This is a genomic window from Croceibacterium salegens, assembly GCF_009827435.1.
In the GTDB taxonomy this organism is placed as follows: domain Bacteria; phylum Pseudomonadota; class Alphaproteobacteria; order Sphingomonadales; family Sphingomonadaceae; genus Croceibacterium_B; species Croceibacterium_B salegens.
The window spans coordinates 18218-29571 of sequence record NZ_WTYM01000030.1 but is presented as its reverse complement, the minus strand read 5'-3'; the positions used below and the strand labels follow the sequence as shown (position 1 = coordinate 29571).

Genomic DNA, 11354 nt, shown 5'->3' with positions numbered 1-11354 from the left:
ATCTGAAATGCCCAATAAGATTCGTTGCCGCTTAAATCAATATCTGATATGCATATTTAATGCAGCTAAGCCTCCACACCGACTATGCCTTGCGCGTCCTGATGGCCCTCGCCGCTACCAATCGGCAATTGTCGGTCGAAGACATAGCCCGCCGCTACGACATTTCGCGCAATCACCTCGCCAAGGTAGCCCAGCGCCTGCAGACCGAAGGCTACGTCGAGACCTTTCGCGGGCGCGGCGGCGGAATGCGGCTGGCCCGTCCTGCGAACGAGATCCGCGCCGGTGAGGTCGTTCGAAGGTTCGAAACCCTCGACAGCTTCGTCGGCTGCTTTACCGCCGGGACGGGCTGTGCGGTCAACGGTCTGTGCGCTCTCAAGCCCGCCCTTGCCGGCGCGCTCGAGGCATTCCTTGTGCACCTCGACCAGTTCACGCTCGACGAACTCGTGCCGGATGCTGACAAGTTCGCACGCCGGCTCGAGGCTGTTGCAGCAGCCTGAACCCTCAGGCAATTTCCTTGCCGATCAGCATCGGCACGATTTGCTCCGAGGAGCCGTCGAAAAATCCCGCCTCGCCGTTCCACTCCTTGGGGTTGCGGAACGTGCCCAGCAGCATGTCGAAGATCGGGATGTCGCCATAGTTGTAGGCGTGGACGCCGCGCTCGTGGTGGACCGAGTGGCTCTCCGGGCGCGTGACGATGTAGCCGAGCCACTGCGGGGTCTTGAAGTTGGTGTGCTGGAACATCGTGCAGAAGGTCGCCAGCACCGACACGATGATTGCGGCTTCCGGCGTCAGTCCGATGCCGAGCACCAGCGCGAGGCTGCCGACCATCGCCCAACCCATCATGTCGAAGGGATGAAAGTAGAACGCGCCCCAGATGTCGACGCGCTCGGCGCTGTGGTGCATCTGGTGAAACCAGCGCCACAGCGGCTGCACGTTGTGCATCGTGCGGTGCCAGGCATAGGTCAGCGCCTCGACCAGGAAGAACCCGGCCAGGACCTGCGCCCAGAACGGCAGGACCGAACCGTCGACCAGCTGGTATTGCCCGAGGAACCCGTCCCACATCAGCGGCGCGTAGGTGACGACCGCGAAGTAGAGCAGCGCGAAGGCGATCCCTTTCAACTTCCAGTGCGGAATGGCGGGAAAAAGCCGCGCGCGTGCCGCGGTGTCGACCACGGCAAATCCGATGAACAGGCCGAGCGCAATCAGGTGAAAGATACCGAGCATGACGAGATCCCTGGCTTCAATCGTTGTGCCAATGACCTAGGCCCGAAACGGGTGACGGCCTAGCAGACACACGGTCGGTTTTCGGAATCGGCCTGTTATGCTAGGTTTTCCGCGGCTTTCGGGGAAGTTCGCGACATGACGCAGCAGCTGCAATCGGCAGAAACTGTACCGGTGGTAGAGTCCGCCAACCTTTCGAAGGGCGAGCGCACGCGCGAACGCATTCTCGACATCGCTTACGACTCGATCATCCACAAGGGCTTCGCCGGCACCTCCATCGACGAACTTGTCGAGGCGGCGGGCATCACCAAGAGCGGGTTCTTCTACCACTTCAAGGACAAGGGCGACCTTGCGCGCCAGTTGCTCATCCGCTTCCTCGCCGAAGACGATGCCGTGATGGACGACCTGTCGGAACGCGCGCGAAAGCTGGTCGACGATCCGCTGCAACGCTTCCTGCTGTTCCTCAACCTCTACGCGGAACTGGTCGACGAAATGGAGGAACTGCATCCCGGATGCCTCGTGGCCTCGGTGGTCTATCAGGACCACGCGTTCGACCGCGAGGTGCAAAAGCTCAATTCCGAAGCCGTGATGCGCTGGCGCTTGCGCTTCACCGAATGGCTCACTGCGATCGACGAGAAATACGATCCGGTCTTCCCGATCGACCGCGAGGCGCTGGCCGATGGCCTGTCGGCGATAGTCGAAGGTTCGATCATTCTCGCCAAGGCGCTCAACGATCCGAGACTGATGGGCAAGCAGTTGCGCCTGTTCCGCGACATGGTGAAGAACGCCTACGGGGCGACGTGAGGCAGGAGGCTGGCCTGCGAGGCAGGTTCGGGAGCACAATGGCGCCATGCTGAAACGATTCGCCATTACTGCCGGGCTGGTACTGTCCGCCCCCCTTGCCGCCCAGGATGCGCCCAAGACCGATACGGTCGTACTTGAAACCTCGCTCGGCGAGATCACGTTGGCGATCGAGAGCGAACGAGCGCCGGTCACCGCGGCCAACTTCCTGCGTTACGTCGCCGAGAAGCGCTTCGACGGTACGGTGTTCTACCGCTCGATGAAGCTCAATTTCGGCGAGCAGCCAAACGGTCTCGTGCAGGGCGGCACCCAGATGAACCCCGACCGCATCCGCGACCCGGTCGCGCACGAGCCGACCAGCCAGACCGGGATCAAGCACGTCCCCGGCACAATCTCGATGGCGCGCTATGCGCCGGGGACCGCAACCGGTGATTTCTCGATCATGCTGTCGGCGATGCCGAGTCTCGATGCCGATCCCAACGGCACGACGGAGGACGCCAAGGCCGGCTTCGCCGCCTTTGGCCACGTCACCGCGGGCATGGACGTAGTGCGAAAGATCTTCGACGCCCCGACCGACCCGAACAAGGGCGAAGGCTTCATGAAGGGCCAGATGATCGCCGACCCGCCGGTCATCATCTCCGCCCGCTGCACGACCTGCGCAGGCGACTAAACACTTCATGTCCGAACCTGGCTATGCCTTTGCCGAGTTTCGGCTCGACCCCGCCGACCGGCGGTTGACTCGCGAGGGCGAGACGGTCGAGATCAACGCGCGCTACCTCGACGCCTTGCTGCTGATGCTGGCGACGCCGGGGCGGCTGGTCAGCAAGGATCGGTTCCACGACGAAGTCTGGCGCGGCATCCCGGTGACCGACGAGGCCCTGACCCAATGCATCCGCACGCTGCGCCGCGCGCTCGGCGACGATGCCACGGCGCCTCGCTTCATCGAGACGGTGCCCCGCCACGGATATCGATTCATCGCCGAGGTCGAACAGGCCGGATTTGCGACCGAAGCCGCTGTCCTTCGTCCCGCCCCTTCGACGTGGACCGAACCTTTCGCCGCAGCACTTGGCGGGGCCGCGGCCGGCGTGTTCGGGGCGACGGCCTATGGCGCAACCGGCCTCGTCGCGCCCGGCATCGGAACGGCTTCGACGCTGGTCGTCCTTGCAAGCCTCGCCTTTCTGCTCGGTCTTGCTGGGGGCGGAGCAGTCGGACTCGGCATCGCGATTGGCCGACGCAAGGGCAGCGCGTGGAGTATCGCCGGCGGTGCGCTCGGTGGTCTGCTGGTCGGCGGTGTTGCGCACATGGTTGGCACCGACTTGTTCGACCTGCTGTTCGGCGCCGCGCCCAGGGCGATGACCGGCGCGGCGGAGGGCTTCGCGCTAGGCGGAGCGACCGGCATCGGGGCGTGGCTTGCAAGGCGCGCCGATGATCGGCCGCTTTGGCGCTGCACCCTGCCCGGCTTTGCCGCGGGCGGCCTTGCCGGTCTGGCCATCGCGCTGGCGGGCGGGCGGCTGCTAGCCGGCAGCCTCGCGGCGCTTGCCGCCAGCTTTCCCGGCTCGCGTCTCGTGCTGCATGGCCTCGGGCCGCTGCCCGGCGCCCAGGGCTTCGGCCCGACCGGGCTCGTGCTGGTGACCGGCATCGAAGGCGCGTTGTTCGCCGGCAGCGTGGCGGGTGCGTTGGCCCTCGTTCGCAGGCTACACCGCCAAGGCTAGCGGTGCAGGGCCTTGCCGACCTTTCGCAGGCCTAGCGCGGCGGTGATCATGAACGTGCCGCGAAACAGGAAGCGGAAGGCGATCATGAACCCGAGATAGGCGAGCCCGACACCGGGACCGGCGAAAACAAGGATAAGCCCGAGCACGATGTCCACTGCGGCCAGCAGGAAGCGCCAGCCCTTGTCCTGTTCCGAGCGGAAGGCAAAGATCAGTTCGAAAATACCCGAGACGAGGATCCAGAGGCCGATCGCCCAGACAAGCGTTGCCGCCGCCGAAAATGGGTTCTTGATGACCATCCAGCCGGCGATCACGGCCAATACGCCGAGGATAACTTCCACCCATCGTCCGACACCGTGCATCGCCGCGAAGCCGGTAATCACCGCGGCAACGCCGAAAAAGATCAGCACGACCCCGAGCAGGATGCCGACGGCTCCCCCGGCGGCGACGGGATTTGCGATCACGATGAGCGCGCCGATGACGAGGAAGATTCCATAGGCCAGGAGCCATCCCCATTTGATGTGCGGAAGCCCCGCATCCGCCATGAATGCGCCGTTGTCCGCTTTCGCCATTTGAGCAACTCCCGTACCTGTGAGGATACGGCAATTGCTTGTGCCTGGCGGCTGTGTTGGCAATCGGGTGAAGTCCCGATGAATCGCCGTTAGCGCCTCTTCTGTGCGGGCGGTGCGACGATGGCAGTGTTGATCGACGGGATGCCCACCGGCGCGCTTGCCTTCCGCGGCATCCGAGCCTCGAGCGAGGAAAGCCAGCTGGCCACGCCATCACCGATCGACACCTGCGGCTGCGAGGGATCGAGTCGGTAGGTCGATTCCCACTCGGCGATAATCCCCTGCGCCTGCGTCGCCGCCGCGCGTAAGCCCTGCGGCTGGCGCATGGCGATGTTGACCAGCGCATCGCCGAAAAAGGTCCAGTCGTTGTCGGCCTGGCAACCGAAGGAGGTACGGTCGGCGGCAGCGGCTGTAACGATCACGGTGTCGTCAGTCCTCAGGTATGGCAGGAACACACCCGAAAAACAGGCGCTGAGCAGCACGATGCGACGCTTCATTCGCAACTCCGCCAACACGCTGCCGAGCCGATAGGGCGAAAGAATCCCGAATCCTGTATCGCCGTAGTGATAGGCCAGCCCGTCAGGCGCACCGTGGCTGGTGGTGTAGAGCACCAGCACGTCCTCCGCCGGGTCCATCACCTCGGCGACTCGCGCCAGCGTAAGTGTGAGGTTGTCGATCGACCCGCGCGCCAGTTCCGCACTTCGCCCATCGGGCCCGGCGAGCGTAACCGTCCGCCCTTCCGCATCGTATCGCGCCGCCAGCACTCGCCCCGCCTCGCGCGCTTCGCGGGCGAAAACCGGGTCGCTGTCGAGCGCTATCGCCACGACATAGGCGTCGACCGTCCCCTTGCGCTGCGGCTTGAGCGCGCCAAGCGCAGCATCGAGCTTGCGCTTGTCCGCCAGCATCTCCTGCGGCAATCGCCCGCGCTCCAGCGACGGCCCAAGTGCAAGGCTGGCGGTCTGCAACCCCTGCGTCGCCCCCGTACCGAGGATCGGCCAGGGCGAAGTATGCGGCGGCGGCTGGACCGGCTCCGGCGCGGATTGCGCATAGGCCGCGGCGGCCAGCGCGGCAGTGGCGAGTGCAAGAAGTGTGCGCTTCAACCCGATATCCCCCAGCAGCAAGCTGCCGCGCAGGGAGATTCGGGTCAAGTCGCGCTAGTACACTCGCTTCTTCGGCTCGATGTACTTGGCATCGTCGGTCAGGGTGTATTCGTGCACCGGGCGGTAGTCGATTCGGACCGCGCCGCCCTTGCCGCCCCAGCCCTCGAACCAGGTGGCGGTGTGCTTCATCCATTCGGCGTCGTTGCGCTCGGGGAAGTCCTCGTGGGCGTGGGCACCGCGCGATTCCTTGCGGTTGTGTGCCGAGTGCATCGTCACCGCCGCCTGGGCGATGAGGTTGTCGAGTTCGAGCGTCTCGACGAGGTCGCTGTTCCAGATCAGCGAACGGTCGGTGACCGAGATGTGCTCCATCGAGGCGTAGATCTCGGCGAGCTTGACCTTTCCATCGGCCATCAGCTCGTCGGTACGGAACACCGCGGCGTGGGCCGACATGGCGCGCTGCATCTCGGTGCGGATCTCGGCCGTCGGCTTGGAGCCCTTGGCGTTGCGGAAGTGGTCGAGCCGGGTCAGCGCGAAGTCCGCGCTGTCGCTGGCCAGTTCCGGCTGCTTCTCACCCGGCTTGTTGATGTCGGCGATGCGGTGCGCGGTGGCACGGCCGAACACCACGAGGTCGATAAGCGAGTTCGAACCGAGGCGGTTCGCGCCATGAACCGAGACGCAGGCCGCTTCGCCCACAGCGAACAGGCCCGGCACCACGGTTTCCGGATCGCCGTCGGCACCAATGGTCACGACTTCGCCGTGATAGTTCGTCGGGATGCCGCCCATGTTGTAGTGCACCGTGGGCACCACCGGCAGCGGCTGGCGCGTCAGGTCGACACCGGCAAAGATCTTGCCGCTTTCGGTAATGCCCGGTAGCCGCTCGGCGAGGATCGCCGGATCGATGTGGTCGAGGTGCAGGTAGATGTGGTCCTTGTGCGGACCGACACCGCGCCCTTCGCGGATTTCCATCGCCATCGAGCGCGAGACGACGTCGCGGCTGGCGAGGTCCTTCGCGCTCGGGGCATAGCGTTCCATGAACCGCTCGCCCTCGGAGTTGGTCAGGTAACCGCCCTCGCCGCGCGCGCCCTCGGTGATGAGAACGCCGGCGCCGTAGATGCCGGTCGGGTGGAACTGGACGAACTCCATGTCCTGCAGCGGCAGCCCCGCGCGCAGGACCATGCCGCCACCGTCGCCGGTGCAGGTGTGGGCGCTGGTGCAGGTGAAGTAGGTACGGCCATAACCGCCGGTCGCCAGCACCACGGCCTTGGCGCGGAAGCGGTGGATCGAACCGTCGTCGAGGCACAGCGCGATCACGCCGACGCAGGCCCCGTCCTTCATGATCAGGTCGATGGCGAAGTATTCGATGAAGAAGTCGGCGTCGTGCTTCAGGCTTTGCTGGTAGAGAGCATGGAGCATCGCGTGGCCGGTGCGGTCGGCGGCGGCGCAGGTGCGCTGCACCGGCGGGCCTTCGCCCATGTTCTGCATGTGGCCGCCGAACGGGCGCTGGTAGATCGTGCCGTTGTCGTTGCGGCTGAACGGCACGCCGGCGTGCTCCAGCTCGTAAACGGCGGCAGGCGCCTCACGCACCATGTATTCGATCGCGTCCTGGTCGCCGAGCCAGTCGGAGCCCTTGACGGTATCGTACATGTGCCACTGCCAGTGGTCGGGCGTGTTGTTGCCGAGCGAGGCGGCAATGCCGCCTTGCGCCGCTACGGTGTGGCTGCGGGTCGGAAAGACCTTGGTGATGCAGGCGGTGCGCAGCCCCGCCTCGGCGCTGCCCTGCACCGCGCGCAGGCCCGAACCGCCCGCACCGACGACGACGGTGTCGTAGGTGTGATCGATGATCTTGTAGGCGCTGGTGTCGGCCATCAGGCGGCTCCTCCCAGGGCCATCTTGCCGATGGCGAAAAGCCCGAACGCGATACCCGCCACCGCGGCGATGTTGAGCGCGAGGAGCACAGCAACCTTGTTGCCGGGCGCGTGGACGTAATCTTCGATCAGCACCTGAAGTCCCAGTTTTGCGTGCCAGAAAGTGGTGACGACGAGCAGCGCCATGGCCGTTGCCGACATCGGCCCGGCGATCCATTCGCGCAGCGTCGCGTGGGAGAGGTCGGGAAGAAGCAGAAGGCTGGCGATGAGGAAGCCGCCGGCGAGCAGGTTGCCAATCGCGGTGATCCGCTGGACGATCCAGTGGTGCGTGCCCTCGCGGGCCGAACCGAGGCCGCGAACCCGGCCAAGCGGGGTGCCGTTACCCATGGACCAGCCCCTTCCACAGCATGACCAGCCAGAACCCGGCGGTCAGCAGCACGCCTGCCACCGGCACGAACAGCGACCAGGCCTTGTTGGAGGAAAGTTCGTAGCCCGCACCGATGTCGAGCACGAAGTGCCGCAAGCCCGAGCAGAGGTGGTTGAAGAACGCCCAGGTCAGGCCAACGAGAACGACCAGCCCGTACCAGCTCGAAGCATGACCAACGAAAGTCGCGTAGGCCTGCTCGCCGCTCGCCAGCGCTCCAAGCCACCACAGCAGAACCGGCAGGCCGACCAGCGCCATCCCGTCGCCGGTGGCGCGGTGGAGGATCGAGACCGCCATATGCGGTCCCCATTTCCAGATCGTCAGATGCGGGGAGAGAGGGCGTTGGGCCATCGGGAATCCGTCAAATTCGGCAAGGATGGGCGCCTCTTAGGAGCCATGTTCCCGCCTTGCAACGGTAGTCGGGCTGAACCTTTTACAAGATCGGTTGCGGCGCGCGCGGGGGTGACGCCGCGCAGGAGCGCCTCTATTGCCGCGCAATGTCCACCGTCCTCCTCACCGGCTCCTCCCGCGGCATCGGCAAGGCCATTGCCGAGGCGCTGCGCGCACGCGGCTGCACCGTCATCGGCCATGCCACCCGCGCGACCGACGACGACACGATCGCTGCCGATTTCCTCGACCCGCCCGCTCCGCAGCAGTTGTGGCAGGAGGCGCTCGAACGCGGCGAGGGGCAGATCGATGTGCTGATCAACAATGCCGGTCTGTTCGCTTCCAATCCGATCGGATCATCGGACATCGAATGGCTCGATGCGTGGGAGGACACGATGCGGATCAACCTGACCGCGTCGGCCCAGCTCAGCCGTTTCGCGGTGCGCAACTGGCTCGAAAGTGGCAGCGGGGGGCGCATCGTCCACATCGCGAGCCGCGCCGGCCACCGCGGCGATTCGCCCGATCATTGGCACTACGCGGCGAGCAAGGGCGGGATGCTGGCGCTGCACAAGACCATTGCCCGCGCCTACGCGGCCAAGGGAATCTACAGCTTCGCGGTCAATCCCGGCTTCACCGCCACCGCCATGGCCGACGATTACCTCGCCAGCCGCGGCGGCAGCGGTCTCCTTGCCGACATCCCGCTCGGCCGGGTGGCGACGCCAGAGGAAATCGCCGCCTGTGCGGTGTTCTGCGCGCTCGATGCCCCGCCCAGCCTGACCGGCGCGACGCTCGACGCCAACGGGGCAAGTTATGTTCGCTAGGGTGCTTCTCGCCTTTCTCCTCGTACCGCTCTTGGCCGCAGCTGCGCCTGAACCTTCAGCGACCGAACATGGCCTGGCAAACTGCAAGGAGTGGGACGAGTGGGATAAGCCGACCCCGCCATTTCGGATCTTCGGCGATACCTACTACGTGGGCACCTGCGGCATCTCCGTGATCGTTGTCGACACGCCTGAAGGTTCGATCGTCATCGACGGGGGGCCGCGCGGTTCCGGCGACTTGATAGCGCAGAATATCAAAAGCCTTGGCTTTGACCTCAAGCGCGTCACCTTGCACCTGATCAGTCACGAGCATCACGATCATGTCGGCGGAATGGCAGGACTGCAGCGGAAGACCGGTGCCGACGTAGGGGCGTCCGCCGAAGCGGCAATTGCACTCGAAGCCGGAACTGCACGGCCCGGCGACCCACAATACGAATTGCACGAACATTTCGAACCAGTTTCGGTACAGAGCACGATCTTCCGGCCTCGATACAGCACCAAGAGCTTCAAGATCGGCGGGCTGACGCTGGTCCCCATCGCCACGCCCGGTCACACTCCCGGCGGAGTGAGCTATCAATGGCAAACATGCGAAGCCGATGCCTGCAACTCGTCGATCGTCTATGCCGACAGCCTGACGCCTGTCAGCGCGGACGACTATCGGTTCTCCGATCACCCGGAATACCTCGCCGCATTCCGCAAGAGCATCGAGACCATCGCCGACCTCGACTGCGACATCCTGCTGACTCCGCATCCCTCGGCCAGCAACATGATTGAGCGCATTGCGGGTCGTGCTCCGCTGAGCGATCCGAACAGCTGCAGGGCCTATGCCGATGCGGTGCGTGTGCGGCTCGATGATCGCCTTGCCGAAGAGGCCAAGGGTGGCTGACAGCTGGAAGCTCACTGCGTTCGGCGACAAGGCGACGATCCAGGCGGCGCTGCTGGCGCAGGAGGACGTGGCGGACTGGGACCCGGAAATCGTGCTTACCGGATTCGAACTGGCGGACGACCGGCCCGACGACTGGCGACTCGATGCCTACCTGCCGCGCAAGCCCACGGCGGCGGACCGCAAGTCGGTCGCGCGATTGTTTGTCAATGAAGCTCTCGATTTGACGGCGGAACGTCTTCCGAACAGCGACTGGGTGACTGAAAGCCAGCAAGGTATCGAACCGATCCAGGCCGGCCGTTTCTACGTCCACACGCCGGACCACCACCCGAGCGGCGAACTGGGGGTCCGCTCCTTCGTCATCCCCGCCAGCCAGGCTTTCGGGACCGGGCAGCACAAGACAACCGAAGGCTGCCTCGTCATGCTGAGCGAGATGAAGCGGCGCGGCGTGATTGCACGGCGGATCGCGGACATCGGGACCGGCACCGGACTGCTCGCCTTCGCCGCGCTCGAACTGTGGCCGCGAGCCCATGCGATTGCCACCGACATCGACCCGGTTTGCGGGCCCGTCGTGGCGGAGAATGCGACGGCTAACGGCTTTACAATCGGTGCAAGGCCGGGCCAGCTCGCGGTGGCGATTGCTGCCGGGATGGACGACCCCGACCTCAGGGCCTGCGGGCCCTACGACCTGCTCATCGCCAATATCCTCGCCGGGCCGCTGATCGAGCTGGCGGGCGACTTCGCCGACGCGGTACCTCCGCGCGGCAACCTGCTGCTCGCCGGACTGCTCGAGAAGCAGGAGCCGAAGCTCCGCGCCGCCTATCGCCGCGCCGGGTTCTCGCTCGTCGCGCGTCTGGTGAACGGCGACTGGTCGATCCTGTGGCTGCGCCGCCGCTTCGTCGGCTGACCTGGCGCATCGCGAAGTGGTCGGCGTTCGCGCTGGCCGCCTTCTTCGCGCTTTTCTTCCTCTCGATCTGGATCGGCAGTTCGATCCCGCGCAATTCCGGCTGGCGCGAGCCTGACGACGGCATCGAGATCATGGTCCAGTCGAACGGCGTGCACACCGCGCTCGTCCTCCCGCTGGTCACGCCCGAACGCGACTGGCGGCCGGTCTTCCCGGCGGACGAGGTTGCGCTGTCCGGCGAGCCCTATACCCACCTCGCGATAAGCTGGGGCGAGCGGCAGGTATTCCTCGAGACCCCGACCTGGTGGGATCTCTCGCCGATGACGGTACTGCGCATTGCCGGTATCGGCGGCGACGGGTTGCTGCACGTCGAGCACTACGTCCGCCCCGCCCCTGCCGACGACCTGCGCCCGCTGCGCCTGACCCACGCCGAGTACGCCCGCCTCGTCGCGGAGATCGACCGCGTAGTGCCGCAAGGCCAGCGCGTCAGCTATCCCGGCTACGGCGATCAGGACGTGTTCTACGAGACCGGCGGGCACTACACCGTGCGCAACACCTGCAACCAGTGGACCAGCAACACCCTCGCCTCGGCTGGGGTGAAGACCGGGTGGTGGACGCCGATGGCCGGGGGCGTGATGAAATGGGTGCCCGATAGCGCGGAGTGACAAGCGCC

General features: G+C 65.5%; 14 protein-coding genes. 8 read left to right on the top strand and 6 right to left on the bottom strand.

All coding sequences use genetic code 11. The features are described 5' to 3' along the window. Positions 1 to 59: 59 nt before the first annotated feature. Positions 60 to 497, top strand: a complete 438-nt coding sequence (locus GRI89_RS03810) for an RrF2 family transcriptional regulator (protein ID WP_159792369.1) — start codon at positions 60 to 62, stop codon at positions 495 to 497. Positions 498 to 501: 4 nt separating this feature from the next. Here the strand turns inward: GRI89_RS03810 and GRI89_RS03805 are convergent, their stop codons facing one another. Beyond that, positions 502 to 1224, bottom strand: coding sequence for a sterol desaturase family protein (locus GRI89_RS03805; RefSeq protein WP_159792367.1), 723 nt, complete (start codon positions 1222 to 1224; stop codon positions 502 to 504). A 135-nt stretch (positions 1225 to 1359) separates the two neighbouring features. Between GRI89_RS03805 and GRI89_RS03800 the strand changes: the two genes are divergently transcribed. From GRI89_RS03800 to GRI89_RS03790, 3 genes are read left to right on the top strand one after another with little or no spacing between them, the layout of a single operon-like run. Beyond that, a complete protein-coding gene (locus GRI89_RS03800) occupies positions 1360 to 2025 on the top strand; it encodes a TetR/AcrR family transcriptional regulator (RefSeq protein WP_159792365.1) in 666 nt (221 codons plus the stop codon). A gap of 46 nt (positions 2026 to 2071) precedes the next feature. Next, complete coding sequence (locus GRI89_RS03795) at positions 2072 to 2692, top strand: peptidylprolyl isomerase (RefSeq protein ID WP_159792363.1); 621 nt, start codon at positions 2072 to 2074, stop codon at positions 2690 to 2692. Positions 2693 to 2699: 7 nt separating this feature from the next. Further along, positions 2700 to 3734: a winged helix-turn-helix domain-containing protein gene (locus tag GRI89_RS03790; RefSeq protein ID WP_159792361.1), complete on the top strand. Its 1035-nt coding sequence runs from the start codon at positions 2700 to 2702 to the stop codon at positions 3732 to 3734. On the opposite strand, the gene GRI89_RS03785 is transcribed toward GRI89_RS03790, so the two are convergent. From GRI89_RS03785 to sdhC, 5 genes are all read right to left on the bottom strand, one after another. Further along, complete coding sequence (locus tag GRI89_RS03785; protein WP_159792359.1) at positions 3731 to 4303, bottom strand: HdeD family acid-resistance protein; 573 nt, start codon at positions 4301 to 4303, stop codon at positions 3731 to 3733. The two genes, GRI89_RS03790 and GRI89_RS03785, sit on opposite strands and share 4 nt — an antisense overlap. An 89-nt stretch (positions 4304 to 4392) precedes the next feature. Further along, positions 4393 to 5400: a C13 family peptidase gene (locus GRI89_RS03780; RefSeq protein WP_159792357.1), complete on the bottom strand. Its 1008-nt coding sequence runs from the start codon at positions 5398 to 5400 to the stop codon at positions 4393 to 4395. A gap of 54 nt (positions 5401 to 5454) precedes the next feature. Continuing rightward, positions 5455 to 7266: a succinate dehydrogenase flavoprotein subunit gene (sdhA, locus tag GRI89_RS03775; protein ID WP_159792355.1), complete on the bottom strand. Its 1812-nt coding sequence runs from the start codon at positions 7264 to 7266 to the stop codon at positions 5455 to 5457. Then, positions 7266 to 7652: a succinate dehydrogenase, hydrophobic membrane anchor protein gene (sdhD, locus tag GRI89_RS03770; protein WP_159792353.1), complete on the bottom strand. Its 387-nt coding sequence runs from the start codon at positions 7650 to 7652 to the stop codon at positions 7266 to 7268. Before sdhD ends, sdhA begins: the two co-directional genes overlap by 1 nt. Further along, positions 7645 to 8040 (bottom strand): succinate dehydrogenase, cytochrome b556 subunit, encoded by a 396-nt coding sequence (sdhC, locus tag GRI89_RS03765; protein WP_159792351.1) that lies wholly within the window; start codon positions 8038 to 8040, stop codon positions 7645 to 7647. Before sdhC ends, sdhD begins: the two co-directional genes overlap by 8 nt. Positions 8041 to 8186: 146 nt before the next feature. Here sdhC and GRI89_RS03760 point away from each other — a divergent pair, with 146 nt between their 5' ends. Genes GRI89_RS03760 through GRI89_RS03745 form a run of 4 tightly spaced genes read left to right on the top strand, consistent with a single transcriptional unit; the run spans position 8187 to position 11346 of the window. Next, positions 8187 to 8897, top strand: a complete 711-nt coding sequence (locus GRI89_RS03760) for an SDR family NAD(P)-dependent oxidoreductase (protein WP_159792349.1) — start codon at positions 8187 to 8189, stop codon at positions 8895 to 8897. Position 8898: 1 nt separating this feature from the next. Continuing rightward, on the top strand, positions 8899 to 9780 hold the full coding sequence (gene bla / locus GRI89_RS03755; protein WP_328598073.1) for a subclass B3 metallo-beta-lactamase: 882 nt from the start codon (positions 8899 to 8901) through the stop codon (positions 9778 to 9780). Beyond that, entirely contained in the window at positions 9773 to 10684 is a 912-nt protein-coding gene (locus tag GRI89_RS03750) for a 50S ribosomal protein L11 methyltransferase (RefSeq protein WP_328598072.1), read from the top strand. Before bla ends, GRI89_RS03750 begins: the two co-directional genes overlap by 8 nt. Next, entirely contained in the window at positions 10657 to 11346 is a 690-nt protein-coding gene (locus GRI89_RS03745) for a DUF2459 domain-containing protein (protein ID WP_328598071.1), read from the top strand. The genes GRI89_RS03750 and GRI89_RS03745 overlap by 28 nt, the downstream gene beginning before the upstream one ends. Positions 11347 to 11354: the final 8 nt, after the last annotated feature.